A 17,601-nucleotide genomic window follows, 5' to 3' on the forward strand; every position below is an offset into this window, starting at 1 on the left:
AATATACTTTACCTGAAATATGATTATCCATAATAATAAAAAAACTGTAAGGTAAATAAATATAAATTATTTGCCTTACAGCTTTACTATAATCATCTTAAAAATTCATTAATTTTGTTAATTATTTATTTTTATAGTATTTTCTATATACAGACGGAGTAACTCCCTCATATTTCTTAAATATTTTTATAAAATATCCTGTTTCATTGAATCCAAGATCTTCACTTATTTCATTAATAGTTAAATCAGTTTCTTCTAAAAGATTTTTAGACCATTTAATTTTAAGTTTTGATATGTAGTTAGAAAAACTTTCTCCCATTTCTTTTGAAAACAATCTACTAAAATAACTTTGACTTACATGGCATACTTTAGCTAACTTCTCAACAGTTATATTTTCACTTTTATTCTTATAAATATATTCTATTGCAGGCTTTAGAGTAGAGCTTATATTTTTATTTATATTTTCTACTTCACTATCAGGTACATAGGAATCTAGCATGGCATTTGAAATTTCCCTTTTAATATTCTCAATATTATTTACTGTATATCCTTCAAATGTACTAGAATCTAACATTTTATTTGAGCTAATTGACTTTTTATACATTTCTAATATTAAATTTTTATCCAAAGCTTCTTCTACTAAGTAATTACATAAAGAAGATAACATATTGGCAATATTTTTTACTTGCTCATAAGTAAGTATTGGAAGTTCTTCGTAGTAATCTTTAAACTCTTCCAAGACTTCATTGGCTATACTATCATGTGATGTACTAATTATTTTCTCCATGTCTTTTGTTTTATCTTCTAATAATTTTACTTGACCTGCCATTATAGCTCCCATATACTTTCCATCAATTATAATGGGTATAGCAACATCAATTATATTGTAGTGACATAAATATATATAAGGTTCATTTAATCGTACAGCCTCTAATCCACCTCTTGCATCACATTTTTGACAGTATTTTACCATATGAGGATGATTTCTTACTGATTCACAAAATTTAGAACAACCACTATGTTTGGTTACTGGATTTCCTTTATAATCTACACTAATAATGGCCATATTAGTAACTGAAAATATATCATCTTGTAGCTTCTGCCACTTCTTAAAATCTATTATTTTTTCTAAATTTATGCTGTCTTTTCCCATTATAAAAGTTCCCCCAAGTATAATATAGTTATGTTACTTTTCTTATAATCAAGTTACATCAATCTCACTTTTCAAATATTCTATAAAGTCCTTCCCTATATCTGATAATTCATCCCTGTTACGTTTAATATATCAAAAAAATTTGCTATTCACAAGGATAAATAGGAATTGAGCGTATTCCATAATATTCATACTTATCTTTAATAAAACTACTACCTATTGAACAAAATTCTGTATATACAATTATGCATTATCTAAATTTTTACTAGAATTTATTTTTACATATAAAGCAGTAAGTAAGGCTGCTATAGCCCAAGATACAGGATAGCTAATAGCTATACTTTTTAAATCATACCATTTGCTAAGCATATATATCAGAAATATAATCCTAATTCCACAAAAACTAAACAAAGTAATAATCATAGGTGGTATAGATTTACCCTTACCTCTTATTAAACAACTCAAGCATTCTAATATGGCATATAAAAAGTAAAAAGGAAAACTAGTTCTAATAATCCTAGTTCCAAGGGCAATAACTTCACTATTTTGTGTAAATAGACCTACAAAAAATGATGAAGTTAACATTATTGAACTACTTACTATTATAGTTACTATGACACTATAAATTATAGAGTACTTCACCCCTTTTTTTATCCTATCATATTGTTTAGCACCATAATTTTGCCCAACAAAAGAAACTACTGCCTGACCTAGAGCTAGTATTGGTAAATATATTATCATTTCTATTTTGAAATAAGCAGTAAAAGCAGCAATTGAATCTACTCCAAATCCATTTATATTAGATTGGATGATAATATTCGATAGAGTAATAACTATAGATTGAATTCCTGCTGGTACACCTATAGTAAGTATCCTATTAAATAGTTTGTTATCAAAATTTTTAAAACTAATATCAAAGTTAACTTTTGACGTGTATCTACAAATATATATAATGGAAAGAATAGCAGCAAGAGTCTGAGATAAGAATGTACCTATTGCAGCGCCTTCCACTCCCATTTTGAAAAAAACAATAAATATTATATCTGCAATTATATTAGTAGCACCACCTATAATTTGAAAAATCATAGGTGATTTGGAATCTCCTATAGCTCTTAAAATACCGGAACAAAGATTATATAAAACTATGGAAATCATACTCATCATATATATTCTTAAATATCTAACAGCTATATCCATAATACTTGTTGGCGTATTCATCCATCTTAGAAAAGTAGGCGCAAAAAACATTCCAATAAACATTAATATAGCTCCACCTATACTTCCTGCAATAAAAACTATATCTATTACCTTTTTTAAATCAGACTCATTTTCTTCTCCATATATGTGAGCTGCTACCACATTTGTTCCAACTGCCATTCCATTGAAAAAACCTATAAGACAAGTAATAATTAAATTACTTGCTCCTATGGCCGCCGTTGACTCTGTACCACAAAATCTCCCAACAAAAATTAAGTCAACAGTACTATATAATTGTTGGATTAATGAACTGGTTAAAATAGGTAGTAAGAAAAATAATAAACTTTTTCCTATACTACCTTTAGTAAGACTATAACTATTCATTTTTCTCTCCCAAATCAAGATGACATGCTATATAATGATTCTTAGATAATTCTCTTAATTTAGGTATTTGTTTCTTACATATTTCCATAGCAGATTCACAACAATTTTCAAAAGGACAACCTATAGGTCTATCTATAGGGCTTGGAACATCTCCACTGATACAATTTATTTTTTTGCTAAAATCCATATTCAAATCAAATACTGATGATATTAAAGTCTTAGTATAAGGATGGGTAGCATATTTGTATAATTTTTCACCTGGTATTATTTCAACAATATTTCCAAGGTACATTACTACTACCTGATGACATATTTGAGTAACCAATGCTATATCATGACAGACAAACCCTATTGTAATATCATTTTCTCTTTGAAGTTTAGTTATAAGCTCTAGTATACTTTTTTGGATAGAAACATCTAGTGCAGAAGTAGACTCATCAAATATTATAACTTCTGGATTTAAAGCTAAAGCCCTAGCTATTCCTATACGTTGACGTTGTCCTCCACTCATATTATGTGGATAGCGATGTAGGAAATCTTCTGAAAGCTCCACCATATCTAAATATTTCTTTGCTACTTCATCTCTTTCACATCTTTTAATTAATCCAAAATTTATAAGAGGTTCACATATTATATCTCTTATTTTCATTCTTGGATTAAATGATGTTGTAGGATCTTGAAATACCATTTGAATATTACGTCTATTTAAACGTAATTTTTCCCCTTTTAACTTTGTTATATTTTGACCACGATAAATTATTTCTCCATCAGTAGGATCTTCTAGCTGCATAATCATTTTCATTAATGTACTTTTTCCACATCCACTTTCTCCTACTATGCCAAGAGTTTCTCCCTTATAAAAATTAAGGGAAATGTCTCTACAAGCAGTTAACATATTATTATTGTGAGTTTTAAATATCTTAGTTACATTTTTTAGTTCTAGTACAACTTCATTTCCTTTAGACATATCTCTTTCCCTCCATAACTGGAACAGAATCTAAAAGTTTTTTTGTATAATCACTTTTTGGACTATGTAATATTTTAAATTTATTACCTTGCTCTACTATTTTTCCATCTTTCATTACTACTATTTTATCTGCCATATATGTAGCTACTCCTAAGTTATGAGTAACTATTATTATGCTTGTATTATACTTATCTCTAAGCTCAATCATTTGACTAATAATTTGAGCTTGAGTAGTTACATCAAGAGCACTTGTAGGTTCATCGGCTATTAATAATTTTGGTTTAAAAGTCATTGCCATAGCAATACCTACTCTTTGACGCATGCCCCCACTTAATTGAAATGGATAACTATTCATAATATTATTTATATTTGATAATCTCATTTTATATAACATTTGGGTAGCTTTATCATAAGCTTCCTTTTTAGACATTTTTTCATGAGTTAAAATATATTCAACAAACTGAGCTCCTATTTTTCTAATTGGATTTAGCATTGAGCCACAATCTTGGAATATCATAGAAAGTTTAGTCCCTCGATATTCATTCCACTTATCTTCAGAAAAGTTTAGTAATGACTCGTCTTGGAACGTTATATTTCCCTTTATAACCTTGCCTTCTCCTGGAAGTAGACCTGCTATACTCCTTATAAGCGTAGTTTTTCCACTTCCACTCTCCCCTACAATACTTATGATTTCACCTTGATTTATATTAAGGTCAAAATCCTCGATAACAGGTTTCTTTTTACCATACTGTATTGTAATATTTTTTATATTTAACATAAAAACCTCCCAAACATTTTACTACTCAGCTGGTTTCATATTTGTACTTATCCAATAGTAGTCAGCTATACTTATATTAGCTCCGGTAACATAAGTGTTACTACACATATTACTATTATAGTATCCATGTACTAAGACAGCAGAATCATCAATTAAAATTTGTTGTAGTTTTTGTACTATCTCTTTACGTTTTTCTTCATCCATTTCATCTGCTAAATTTTCATATAATTTATCATACTCATCACTTTTATAAGCACAGTAGTTTGCATTTGATTTGCTATACCAGTTTTCTAAATAACCATATGGGTCACCATCTTGTACTGTCATCCAGTTAGTAGCAAGCAAGTCATATTCTCCAGTGACAAGCATATTCCATTCAGTATCTGCATCTGTTTTATTTACAGTAACTTTTATGCCTATATGTTCTAAAGAACTTGCTATAGCTTCAGTAAAATCAACTAAATTTCTACTGTCATATGTATAATAACTTAAATTAATTTCTTTTCCATCTAATTCTCTGTATCCATTATTATCACTATCAACTATTCCTGCATCATCTAAGATTTTCTTAGCTTCTTGAATATTAAATGGTGTTGTATCTTTTAACTTGTCATGGTTATAGTCTAAAGATGAAGGTAAAACTGAAAATCCTGGAGTGTACATTCCACCTACAGTTGTATTACACATAGTATCATCATCTATTGCCATAAGAACTGCTTTTCTTAAGTTCTCATTTTTAAGCACACCAGCTTGATTCATATAAGAAAAACCAATTCTAACCCCTGCTGTCTGAGATACATTATAATTAGAATCATCTTTTAAAGACGATAAATCATTTGCTGTTGTTATATTTTCAACTATATCAACATCTCCATTTTGAAGTGCCATAGCTTTTGTCGTACTATCATCAATAAAAGTTATATTTAATTTTTCATAAGGCACTTCTTCTTTCCAATAATGCTCATTAGCTACCATAGATAAGGAAACCCCTGTATCGTATTTAGATATTGCATATGGTCCTGTTCCCACTGGATTTTCATCTAAATCTGATTCCATATCTAATATAACAAAATATGGATGTGCTAAAACTTTTGTTAAATCTGCATAAGACTTACTTGTTACTATAGTTACTGTTCTTGAATCATCATCTGCAGTAATTGAATCATATGTCATATATACAGAAGGTGTTGAACTTCCTTTGCCACTTTTTTCTTGTTTATATATGTATTCAATAGAATCAACTACTGATGAGGCTGTTACTTCCTTTCCATTTGAGAATTTAAGATTTTCTCTAATATGAAATTTCCAAGTCGTGTGACTATCATCAACAGAATAATCATCACATAGATAATTAACTGCATTCATTTCATCATCAAATCTAAATAAACCTTCCCCTATAGCATAACGAGAAACACTCCATGCTGCGTTAGGCATTGCTGATGGATCTAGTGAGTCTGAAAACTTAGTACATCCAAAGTTTAATGTCGTACTATCATCTTTTGAAGAATTTGTTGAGTTACATCCAACCATCATAGTAGATGTCATTGCTGTAAGCATTGCTACACATAATACTTTTTTAACTGTTTTAATCATTCTAATCTCCCCTTCTATATTTCCCCTAGCAAATTTCTTTTTTATCTAAAATATCTCTTAAGCTATCACTTAAAAGATTGAAAGCTACTACTACTATACATATTGCAAGCCCTGGATAAATCATTAACCATGGACTGTCTAACATATAAGCTCTACCTTCATTTAACATTAATCCCCACTCCGGTGTAGGTGATTGAGCTCCAAAACCTAAAAATGAAAGTCCCGCAAGTTCTAATATCATAGTTCCAATATCTGTGGAAGCAGTAACTATTAATGTTGGTAAAATATTAGGAACAATATGTCTTACTAATATATGTATTGTTTTTCCTCCTGATACTTTTGCAGCATATACATAATCTTCATTTTTCACTTTTAAGACTAAGCTTCTTGTAAGTCTTGCATACTTGGTCCAACTGACTATCATAATTGCAATAATTGCATTTTTAATACTTGAGCCCATGATTCCTGCCATAGCAATTGCAAGAATCATACCCGGAAATGAAATCATCATATCTGAAATTCTCATTATAATATCATCAACTATACCATTAAAATATCCTGCTAAAACACCTAAAACTGTTCCTATTAAAAAAGTAGAAATAACTAGTATTAATGCTGACGTTAAAGATATTCTTGTTCCATATATTACACGAGAAAAAATATCTCGTCCTAATTTATCTGTTCCAAAAATATGCTCTTTACTTGGTGGTAAAAAAGCATTTCCTAAGTTTGATTCATAAGGACTATAATGTGCTATATTGGGTGCAAATACTGCAACTAATATAATTAATACAATAATTATTGAAAATGCAGTAAATAGTTTATTCTTTTTTATAAACTCTTTAAACTTATTCATCCTCTATCCCCTCTCTCTAATTCTTGGATCTAAATAGCTATAAGAAATATCTATGATTAGATTTAAAATCATATATATTAGTGCAATCCAAAGTACATAAGCTTGAATTAAGGGATAATCATAAGATGTTATAGCTGATACAGCCATATTACCTAATCCTGGATATGAAAATATAACTTCAACTACATCCGTACCACCTAATAAGGAACCTAAAGATAAACCTATTAATGTCAAAAGTGGTAGTAAAGAGTTTGGAAATATATGCTTCCAAAGAATTGTTTTACTATTTATTCCCCTTGCTTTTGCCCCTATTACATAATCTTTATTTAACTCTTCCAAAATAATAGTTCTTACTTGTCTTGTATACTTGGCTGCCATTGCAAAAGCCAATGTTAGCGATGGCAAAATTATTTTTTCAAGTCCATCTCCAATAGATACTACAGGAAGAATTTTTAATTTTAATGCTATTACATATAAAAGTATCATTCCCACCCAAAAATTTGGTATTGAAATTCCTAGAAAAGTAAATCCTCTTATTATATAATCAACTATTTTATTTTTCTTAATAGCTGCTAACACACCAAATGGAATTGATATACATATCATTATGAATAATGAAGTAAAAGCTAGCTTTAATGTAGGTACTAATTTTGTCAACATAATATCTACAACAGGTTTTTTCATAGAATATGATGTTCCAAAATCACCTTTTATACAAGAAATCAGCCAGTCAAAATATTGAACTAAAAAAGATTTGTTAAGACCCATAGCTTCTCTTGTTTGTTCTATTACTTCTGGACTTGGCATCATACCTGTGGATGCATACATTGTTTTAACGGGGTCTCCCGGCGCTAAATATGTTAGCCCAAATGTAAAAAAACTGATTCCAAATAAAACTACTATAACTTGAATTAGTCTATTTATTAGTTGTTTCTTACTCAAAATATCCTCCCCCTAAAATTTGTCTATCTTATACAAGCTCTCCATAAGCTATCATTGGTCCATCTTTTAATAATGAAAGACTTCCAGTTTGATATAAAATCACTCCATCTACTTTCGCTGTACAAATATCTAGTGTATTACCAAAATAATCTTTAACAGTTCCTAATATATCTCCCCTTTTGAAAAAATCTCCTGATTTATAGTTTGGATACCAACATCCTGTATACTTTGAATTTTCATAAATTGTATTTGTTATAAACTTAGCGTTATTATTTTCTAATAAGTTTTCCTTATCTAATACTCCAAGAACAGAAAGTACACTTTCTACATCTCTTTTATCAGCTTCTACTTCTTCTTTGCTCCATTTTCCCATACAACCTCTTTCAAGTAAGATTCCTGGTAAACCTATACTTCCTGCATAATTATAAGCTCCACCTTTATCAGATTGGGACTCGACTATGTAATCAACATTAACAGCTTCAGCCATTTTTCTAGACCAATATTTGATTTCATCATTAGCCTTTCCTTGACAATAAACATAATGTATTAAGTCCTCATATCCATCACCACAATGTAAATCAATATAGTAATCTGATATTGAAAATAACTCTTTTTCTATAAAATAAGTTATTCTTTCACTTAAAGTCCCTTCTTTATTTCCAGGGAATTCTCTATTTAAATTTTTGTTATCTTCGTAAGTTAAACTCATTGTTCTATTCTCAAACCCAGTTCTATTTATAAGAGGCATAATTATGACATTACCACATATATCCTCAGGATTGATCTCATCTGCCAGCTCTATAGCTGCTTGTATTCCTACATACTCTGAGTTATGTATTCCACCAGTTATTAAAACATTTTTACCTTCCCTCTTCCCAGAAATCAAAGTTATTGGCAACAATAATTCTGTATTTGTAACTTTAATATATCCAGAAACTTTACATCCCATATCTACACTTAAGTTTTGTATTTTTATACTTGCCATTAAATATCTCCTTTTACATTATTATTATTTTCTAAGTATTCAATAAATTCTCTTCCTATATTTGATAACTCATCTCTAGTACGCTTAATATAGCCAAAAGAAATCTTCTGCTCACAAGATACTATAGGTATTGCCTTTATTCCATGTTCTTCATACTTTTCTTTAATAAAAGTAGTCCCTATTGAACAAAAATCTGTATTTTTTATTAATTGAATTAAGAAGTGATCACTATTTGTATAAGATATAGAAGTGTTTGCACCCATATAAAAAGTATCTTCCTTCAAATGTCCTAAATGGTTAAATATTGAGTATTGATCTTCATAATGTTGTATTAACTTAGTGTCATGTACTACTTTTTCATCAATTTCTTTATTTTTGTATAAGCTATTTTTTTCTCCAACAAATAAACACAAAGGAGTCTTCCTTAACTCAAAGTATTGAATTCCTTTACATCTAATTTTTTTCTTAAAAGCTGACATATTACGTTTTGATATATATACAAACCCTAATTCTGCCTCTCTTCTATGTATTTTTTTCATAATGTCTTCCACGTTACTTTCACAGAATTCTATTTTTATATTTTTATTCAAACTACTATTATAAAATTCAGATAGGAAGGTTGATAGCTTATTGCTAGGAACACTACAAATAGATAGTTTATCTATATCCTGTTCTTCTTTTAAATTATTGATTTTTTTCATATTTTTTAACACTTCAATAGCATAATCATATATTTTTTCACCCTCTGGGGTAATAGTTACACCATTTCTATTACGATTTAGCAGTGTCATATTTAATTCTGCTTCCAAAGATTTTACTATTTTACTCACATTTGGCTGTGTTGTGATTAATGATTCTGCTGCTGAATGGAAACTCCCCATATCCACACTAACAACAAAATATTGTAATTGTTTAACATCCATAAAAATTCCCTCTTCATCCTATCTATTTTTTAGTAAATTTCTAACTCATAAGATATAATTTACCTACAATAAAAAACACACTTCTTATAAAAGTGTGTACGAAAAATAAACCTTATAAAAGGTTGTTTTTAGAACACACCTATTCACCGTAGGTAGTTCATATAATATTATAAAAGCAGGTCTCCTGGCTAAAAAGCATAGTTTATTTTCCCTTCCCAAACTATTTGTTCAGTGGTATAAAAACAAACCCTTTATCACAGTGACGGGATCGCATTGGATTCACACCAATTTCCCTATTAATCTCATAGGAACTTTTATAAAATTTTAAATTGTATCATTACAGTATATAAAAAATATAACACATTATTGTACAATTTGTCTCATATTATTTCATTTGCTAACATTCCAATATGTTATTAATATATTTATTTTATAACCGTTTACATGTATTTTTTTGATATAAAATTTTATTTAATGTTGAGAATTATGTTTTTTTATGTCAAATATTTAATTCTCATTTTTGATAATAGTTATTGCTTAGCCTGTAAGCTTATTAAAAGAAGTTATCACTTTTGTATTTTAATTCCAAATTAGAATTATTATTTTACTTGATTAAGTGCTAAGAAAATTTATTATTTTAGGGAATATAAGATTATGATATAATACTCCAATTATACTATATAATAGAAAAAGTCCGTTATATGTACAAAGTTATCTATACATATAACGAACTCTTTAATTAAAATTTATCTTCCCTTAATAAATATTCGTTATTATCTTGATCTTTAAAAGTAAATAATCTAGCATAAGGCATAGTCACTATATCCGTCACTTCAACACCATTAGTTTTCATTTCATCATAAGCTTTATCTAAATCTTCTGTACTTAATATAACAGTTTTATAATCTACATTAGCATTTGGAAATTGAGATTTCATAAGATTTTTATCATATAAAACCATAGTTACCCATTCACTTTCCTTTGGAGCTATTTCTATCCATCTTAATGGACCTTCTGTTTCATCTATTTTAGTTACGAAGTTTAATTTTTCTGTCCAAAACTTTTTAGCTTCATCTTGGTTATTTACATAAATTGTTACTTTAGCTATTTTGTTTATCATTTATTTCTCTCCTTAAATATCTTAATTATTTAAAAAAATCTACTATATTAATAAGTTGATCATTAAACTAATATAGTAGATTTCTGTATTAAAAGTTATTAATTAATAAAAAAAATCGCTTTGCTCATGTAGCCAACGACTTTGTCCGTTGCTCAAAATTCGCTTTGCTTAAGCCACTGTGTGGGCGCTACACTTCATGTCACCAACGACTCTGTCCGTTGCTCAAGTATTTATTACTTTTATTAAATTCAATAATTCTTATAAACTATTTTCTTTTTTAGTCTTATTAGCACAATAAACTACATATATAACTACTATTGCAAGATATGGTAACATTTGAATAAATTCAATTGGAAGACTTGCCCCTTGTAAGTAGTTACTCATACTTTCTGCAAATCCAAATAGTCCAGACGTTAGTAATCCTACCACTGGATTAGATCCTGCCATAGCTTGAGTTGCTAGTGCTATATATCCTCTACCTGAAGTCATACCTGCTGAAAATAAAGTTACATATCCCATAGACAAGAAAGCTCCACCAAGAGCTGCTAATGCACCACTCATAGTAAGTGCTATATATTTTACTCTGTTAACACTAATACCTACAGATTCAGCTGCTTCTGGATTTTCTCCAACTGCTTTAATTCTAAGTCCTAGTTTAGTATATTTGAACATCACCCAAACAAGGAGTACTAATATTAGTGCCACATAAGTTAATATATTGTGCCCTGATAATATACTACCCACTACAGGTATATTTTCTATTATAGGTATATTTATACTAGGTAAAACTAAAGAGTTTAAAGAAGTTGATGCTCCTTTATCTCCTGTTAATAAATATAAACCAAATACTGTCATACCTGATGCCATTAAGTTTAATGATATACCAGATATAATTATATTAGACTTTAATTTAAGAGCGAAATAAGCAATTATATTACTCATTATGATTCCTGAAAGCACTGCAAATGCTAAGCCTGCAAACGCACTCTGTGTAAAGTGACTAGCTGCTACCCCAACAAATGATGCTGTTAACATTGTACCTTCTAATGCTATATTTCTAGCTCCTGCACGAGCTGCTATCATAGCTCCTAAAGTTGTTAATAATATAGGAGTTGTTGATCTTATAACAGCGAACCAGAAACCATCTTTTAATAAAATATCAAATAGAGCTTCCATTACTTATCGCCCCCTTTGTTTTCATTGTTTTCTAAAGCTAATTGGCTTTCTTTTCTTTGTTTTATAAAGTATAAGAATCTTTCAGCTGTAACTAAAAGGATTATTACACCTTGTATAAGAGCAACTATTTCATTTTGTACATCTGTTTGTCTTGACATTATATCTGCACCAACACGAACATATGATAAGAAAAATGCTGCTAATGGTATAAATATTGGATTATTAGATGAAAGTATAGATATTATAACTCCATCCCAAGCATATGTTGGAGCTTGAGACCATTGAAAACGTCTATACATACCTAATTTTTCTATAGCACCACCTATCGCCGCTATAAATCCTGATATAAACGAAGTATAAAGTATTACTTTTTTAGTATTTATCCCTGAGAATCTTGCAAACTCTGGATTAGAACCTACTATTCTTATTTCATAACCCCATTTAGTACGAGTTAAGAATATGAAAAGTAATATACAAACTACAATAGCCATTATAAATCCACTATGAAGTCTTGTCCCACTAACTATAGTAGAAAGTCCTGCTGTTTTTAAGAACTTAAGCGACGCAAAGTTACTTGCTTGTCTATCTACTACAAATTTATTTATTATATAAAGTCCTGTGTAGAAAAATACATAGTTAAGCATTAAAGACGTAACAAGCTCGTTTGCTTTGTATTTAACTTTACAAAATGCTGGTATACTCCCTATAATTCCTCCTATGAAACCTGCTATTACTATAGCAACCATTGGATGTATTCCTGCTGGTAGTGGTATCATTATTGCTACAAAGGAAGCAATTACAGCACCCATATAGAAAGATGCATCTGTTATCATTGAGAAGTTTCCTGATTTAAAAACTAAACTTAATGATAAACCTGTAAACATTAATGGAACCATCATTTCAAGAACATTAAATAAATATCTTTTTGAACTTACTGGTCCTACAAGTAAAGTAGATAATGCTTTAGTTGGATTTTCACTAACTAAAAATATTATTCCTGTTGTTATTAAAAGTGCTATACCTATAGCAACAAATAGTCTTAATAAATCAAAATATTTTAATACATTAAATTTTTTGTCTTTATGCATAATAAGCACCTCCGATTATCTCATCACTATCATGCTTAACTCCTAGCATGTAAAGACCTAATTCTTCTTCAGTTACATTTTTAGCATCTTCAATATAACCAACTATTTTACCTTCGTGCATAACAATTATGCTATCACTTAAAGATAAAACTTCTCCTAAATCTGATGATATAAGAAGTATAGCTTTTTTAGCTTCTCTCATATCTAATATTTTGTGTCTTATAAATTCTATAGCTCCAACATCTATCCCACGAGTTGGTTGGTTAACTATTAAAAGTTTTGGATCGTATAAGAATTCACGTCCAACTATAACCTTTTGGATATTACCTCCAGATAAATCTTTTATAGCTTGCTTTGTAGTATCATGTTTTACTATAAATTCTTTTACTAGATTAGTTGTAAATTCTTTTACTTTTGTTAAGTTTAATAATCCTTTATTATTTAATTCTTTAGATGCATATATTTTAGATATTGCATTATCTTCTATTGAAAGATTTGGTGCACTACCATAGTGTAATCTATCTTCAGATACGTGAGATATTCCAAGTTCTTGTCTTTTTAATATAGACTCTTTAGTAATATCATTTTCTCCTAATGCTATTTTTCCACTTACAATAGGAGTAGTTCCTACTATGGCATTTACAAGTTCTGATTGTCCATTTCCTTCTATACCTGCTATACCTAGTATTTGTCCTTCTCTCACTGTAAAGCTAACATTATTTACTACTACATTTTGGAATGAGTTTTTAACAGTTAAATTATTAACCTTTAAAACTGCATCTTTAAAATCTCTTTCAGTTTTTTCAATGTTTAAATCTACATCACGACCAACCATTAATTTTGATATTTCTTGTTCAGAAAGTTCACTAACTGAGTAAGTTCCCATTGTTTGTCCATCTCTTAAAACAGTTAATCTATCACAAAGTTCCTTTATTTCATGAAGTTTGTGAGATATAAATATGATTGTATATCCTTGTTTTTTTAATAATTTTAATTGTTTAAATAATTCTTCTATTTCCTGAGGTGTAAGTACTGCTGTTGGTTCATCTAGTATTAATATTTTTGCTCCTCTGTATAAAGCTTTTAATATTTCTAGTTTTTGTTTCATTGCTATTGAAATGTCTTTTACTCTAGCTCTAGCATCAACTTTTAAGTTGTATTTCTTAGAGATTTCTTCTGTTTGTCTTACGGCTTCTTCTATATTTATAAATCCTGATTTAGATGTTTCATGTCCTAAAATTAGGTTTTCTGCCACAGTTAAAGAAGGCACCAGCATAAAATGCTGATGCACCATCCCTATACCTTTTTCTAAAGCTTGTTTAGATGAAGTAAAGTTTACCTTTTCTCCACTTACATATATATCTCCACTAGTTTGTGGTATCATTCCAAATAGCATTTTCATTAAAGTTGATTTTCCTGCACCATTTTCACCTATAAGTGCATGAACCTCTCCTTCATTTATAGCAATATTTACATTGTAGTTTGCAACTACACCACCAGGATAAACTTTTGTTAAATTACTTACTCTTAATATTTCTTTATTCATCTAACTCACCTTTATCCTTAGATTTTTCGTTTGTGCGCCATAAGCATAGCAAGGCAAAGGTTGCTATTTTGCGCTGTTTATTATTTCTTTTAATTTAGCTTCTTTCATACCTAAAGCTGTGTTAACAGTTATTTTTCCTGATTTTAATTGTTCAGTTGTTTCAGCAACTTTATTTCTTATTTCCTCTTTAACTGTAGAAGTGTATATATCATTTTCAGCTAATTCTATAACACCTTCTTTTGCTCCAAGTACATTATGGCTGTTGAATTCTAATTTATCATTTAAGAAAGATTCCATTGTTAAAGCTAATGAGTTATCAACTCTTTTTAAAGCTGAAGATATTATATATTTTTGCTCTTCTTTTCCTTCGTAAGCTAAAGCTTGGTCACTATCCACACCTATTACATATTTTTTAGAATCTCTAGCTGCTTCTACTGAACCTGCTGAAGCTGGTCCTGCTGATGTGAATACTACGTCAGCTCCATTTGAATATTGAGCTAATGTTAATTCTTTAGCTTTTGCAGTATCAGTAAATGATCCTACATAAGCAACTTCAACTTTCATATCTTTATCTACGAATTTAGCTCCTTCTATATATCCTACTAAGAAGTCATTTATAACTGCTGATGTATCTCTAGCACCAACAAATCCTATAACTTTCTCTGGGTTAGCAAGTTCCATATCACTTGTAGTAACTAAAGCTGCTAATGTTCCAGCTAAGAATCCTGCTTCATTTTGTTTGTATGTCATTGAGTATACATTTTCTAAGTTGTACTCATCATAATTTACATCTGTATCATATATTAAGAATTTTTTATCTGGATATTGCTCTGCTGTATTTTCAACATGTTCTTTCATATCCCAACCACCAGTTATTATAACGTCAGCATCTGATTCTGATGCATCTATTAAAGCTGGCTCAAATTTAGTTTGATCAAATCCCATTTCTACTACTTCAACATCAACTTTATCACCAAATTGCTCTTTTATTTTTTCTGCACCTGCATTTGCTGAATCATTGATTCCTTTGTCACCTAAAGCTCCTGTTACTAATAATTTAACATTTACTTTGTCTGAACTTGAAGCTGTTTCATCTCCTCCAGCACCACATCCTACTAAAAAAGTAGCACTTAATCCTACTGCTAGTAGAGTTGATAATATTTTTTTCTTAAACATTTACTAAACCTCCGCGTTGTACACATTTGTCTTATTTGTGTCATTTAATAGTTTTATATATTCATCAAACGTAAGCCTGGGCTTATAATTTGATAATATCTCATTTGCTTTTTTTGCATCATTTTCTAGTAAATCTAGAACTGTTTCAGCAAAATATTTTATTGGTAATTCATAAGCTAAATATTTATCCTCTGTTCTAAAGTCATTTCCATGAATTCTACCAGCAAATCCTGATACACCAATTTGAACAGTTGGCAATAAGTAAGATAAGTCTCCCATATCTCCACTTGCAAATGAATGACAATCTTTTAAGATTTTATCTTCTTCTACAAACTTTAATATATTATCCTTTACTATTTCTGTAAGTTTATCATCTTGTATAAGTGGTAAGTATCCACCAGTATTCATGATCTCAACGTCAGCTCCAATAGCTAAAGCACCACCTCTTAATGCTCTGTCTACTTTTGTATCTACATCTTTAATAGCATCTAGAGTTCTTGCTCTTATGTACATGTCAATTACTACTCTATCTGGAACTGAATTTACTCCTGCTCCACCTTCACTTATTACATAATGAACTCTTATACAATCTTCTTCTTTAAAAGTTTCTCTTAAATAACTTATTGCATTTAGTGCAACATTTGCAGCATTTAAAGCATTTACACCATCACAAGGACTGAACCCTGCATGAGTAGAAACTCCTTTAAATATAATTTTCTTACCTAAGAATCCATTTAAACTAGAATTAACTTCAGATAAGTATCCCTCATAACTAGGTGGCATTGAGTGGCATGATAAAACTAAGTCTATATCATTAAAAGCATTTAATTTTATCATTTCTTGTTTACCAGACATATAAGAAATCTTATTTTCTTTAACTAAATTTTCACGGTATTCAAAATCACAATATTCTTCTGCTGGTGTTCCTATAAAGGATATTTTTCCTCCAAGTTTATCTAAAACATTTGCTTCTTTTAGAGCAATAAACGTTCCAAGCATCACACCTACTTGAGCATAATGACCACAAGAATGAGCACAGTTATCTTTTTTACCTAAATATGTATGATCTGTTGATGGCACAGAATCTAATTCACATAAAAGAGCAATATGCGGACCTTCTTTTTTAGAATCTATGGTTGATTTTATTCCTGTTATTGCTATATCTGATTTATAAGATAAATTATATTCATCAAGTATTTTGCAAATTAATTTGTTAGTTTCGAACTCTTTAAAACCAAGCTCTGGATTTGTATAAATTTCTTCACTTAATTCAATTATTCGATTTTTAATTATATTAATCTTATCTAATATTGCTTCTTGCATAATACACCTCTTTTCGAACTTTATTTTTTTGAATATGTTTAGTTCGATTACATTTTTTATTATATATACTTTATGAATATTATTCAATATAATTTTGTCGATTTTTGTTTTTTTTAGTATTTTTCTGTATATTTTTTGATTTTTCTATAAAAATGTTTGTTTTTTATTCTTCCCCCATACTTAAATTTCTAATTTTAGTATGAATCAATATTTTAGATATATAATTTTGAATAAATTTGGCTATTTTACTTATATATATTAATCGAAGCTGATAGAATTGTTGTTATGAAAGATGGTGTAGTTCAACAAATAGGTACTCCTCAAGAAATTTACGCTAATCCAAGTAACATGTTCGTTGCTGGATTTATAGGGGCTCCTCAAATGAACTTTATAG

At 29.3% G+C, this 17,601-nt stretch carries 15 protein-coding genes, 1 pseudogene and 1 riboswitch; of the genes and pseudogenes, 1 reads left to right on the plus strand and 15 read right to left on the minus strand.

The genetic code is table 11. From position 1 onward, the window contains the following. Positions 1 to 121: 121 nt before the first annotated feature. From J7G74_RS11595 to J7G74_RS11665, 15 genes are all read right to left on the minus strand, one after another. Complete coding sequence (locus J7G74_RS11595) at positions 122 to 1,153, minus strand: PocR ligand-binding domain-containing protein (protein WP_297135501.1); 1,032 nt, start codon at positions 1,151 to 1,153, stop codon at positions 122 to 124. A gap of 243 nt (positions 1,154 to 1,396) precedes the next feature. Further along, positions 1,397 to 2,734 (minus strand): MATE family efflux transporter, encoded by a 1,338-nt coding sequence (locus tag J7G74_RS11600; RefSeq protein WP_297135503.1) that lies wholly within the window; start codon positions 2,732 to 2,734, stop codon positions 1,397 to 1,399. Then, positions 2,727 to 3,701: an ABC transporter ATP-binding protein gene (locus tag J7G74_RS11605; protein ID WP_297135506.1), complete on the minus strand. Its 975-nt coding sequence runs from the start codon at positions 3,699 to 3,701 to the stop codon at positions 2,727 to 2,729. The genes J7G74_RS11600 and J7G74_RS11605 overlap by 8 nt, the downstream gene beginning before the upstream one ends. Continuing rightward, complete coding sequence (locus tag J7G74_RS11610; RefSeq protein ID WP_297135509.1) at positions 3,694 to 4,479, minus strand: ABC transporter ATP-binding protein; 786 nt, start codon at positions 4,477 to 4,479, stop codon at positions 3,694 to 3,696. Before J7G74_RS11610 ends, J7G74_RS11605 begins: the two co-directional genes overlap by 8 nt. A gap of 21 nt (positions 4,480 to 4,500) precedes the next feature. Then, a complete protein-coding gene (locus J7G74_RS11615; RefSeq protein WP_297135511.1) occupies positions 4,501 to 6,072 on the minus strand; it encodes an ABC transporter substrate-binding protein in 1,572 nt (523 codons plus the stop codon). 25 nt (positions 6,073 to 6,097) lie between these two features. Continuing rightward, positions 6,098 to 6,928, minus strand: a complete 831-nt coding sequence (nikC, locus tag J7G74_RS11620) for a nickel transporter permease (RefSeq protein ID WP_297135513.1) — start codon at positions 6,926 to 6,928, stop codon at positions 6,098 to 6,100. Between the two features lie 3 nt (positions 6,929 to 6,931). Next, positions 6,932 to 7,870, minus strand: a complete 939-nt coding sequence (gene nikB, locus J7G74_RS11625; protein WP_297135515.1) for a nickel ABC transporter permease — start codon at positions 7,868 to 7,870, stop codon at positions 6,932 to 6,934. Between the two features lie 28 nt (positions 7,871 to 7,898). Further along, a complete protein-coding gene (locus J7G74_RS11630; RefSeq protein ID WP_297135517.1) occupies positions 7,899 to 8,855 on the minus strand; it encodes a M14 family metallopeptidase in 957 nt (318 codons plus the stop codon). Beyond that, positions 8,855 to 9,778 (minus strand): LysR family transcriptional regulator, encoded by a 924-nt coding sequence (locus J7G74_RS11635; protein ID WP_297135518.1) that lies wholly within the window; start codon positions 9,776 to 9,778, stop codon positions 8,855 to 8,857. Before J7G74_RS11635 ends, J7G74_RS11630 begins: the two co-directional genes overlap by 1 nt. Positions 9,779 to 9,935: 157 nt before the next feature. Next, positions 9,936 to 10,109: riboswitch (cobalamin riboswitch) on the minus strand. Positions 10,110 to 10,517: 408 nt separating this feature from the next. Beyond that, positions 10,518 to 10,898 (minus strand): VOC family protein, encoded by a 381-nt coding sequence (locus tag J7G74_RS11640; protein WP_297135521.1) that lies wholly within the window; start codon positions 10,896 to 10,898, stop codon positions 10,518 to 10,520. 258 nt (positions 10,899 to 11,156) lie between these two features. Beyond that, the gene (locus tag J7G74_RS11645) at positions 11,157 to 12,074 is read right to left on the minus strand and encodes an ABC transporter permease (protein WP_297135523.1); all 918 of its coding nucleotides are present in this window, start codon (positions 12,072 to 12,074) and stop codon (positions 11,157 to 11,159) included. Further along, a complete protein-coding gene (locus tag J7G74_RS11650; RefSeq protein WP_297135525.1) occupies positions 12,074 to 13,162 on the minus strand; it encodes an ABC transporter permease in 1,089 nt (362 codons plus the stop codon). The genes J7G74_RS11645 and J7G74_RS11650 overlap by 1 nt, the downstream gene beginning before the upstream one ends. Beyond that, the gene (locus J7G74_RS11655) at positions 13,155 to 14,708 is read right to left on the minus strand and encodes an ABC transporter ATP-binding protein (protein WP_297135528.1); all 1,554 of its coding nucleotides are present in this window, start codon (positions 14,706 to 14,708) and stop codon (positions 13,155 to 13,157) included. Before J7G74_RS11655 ends, J7G74_RS11650 begins: the two co-directional genes overlap by 8 nt. A 63-nt stretch (positions 14,709 to 14,771) precedes the next feature. Continuing rightward, positions 14,772 to 15,884, minus strand: coding sequence for a BMP family ABC transporter substrate-binding protein (locus J7G74_RS11660; protein ID WP_297135531.1), 1,113 nt, complete (start codon positions 15,882 to 15,884; stop codon positions 14,772 to 14,774). 3 nt (positions 15,885 to 15,887) lie between these two features. Beyond that, entirely contained in the window at positions 15,888 to 17,207 is a 1,320-nt protein-coding gene (locus tag J7G74_RS11665; protein WP_297135533.1) for an amidohydrolase, read from the minus strand. Between the two features lie 270 nt (positions 17,208 to 17,477). On the opposite strand from J7G74_RS11665, the pseudogene J7G74_RS16830 reads away from it, so the two are divergent. Further along, a pseudogene (locus J7G74_RS16830) lies at positions 17,478 to 17,601 on the plus strand (sugar ABC transporter ATP-binding protein); the annotation flags it as partial.

The sequence above is a fragment of the Terrisporobacter sp. genome (assembly GCF_017888745.1).
Lineage (GTDB): Bacteria > Bacillota > Clostridia > Peptostreptococcales > Peptostreptococcaceae > Terrisporobacter.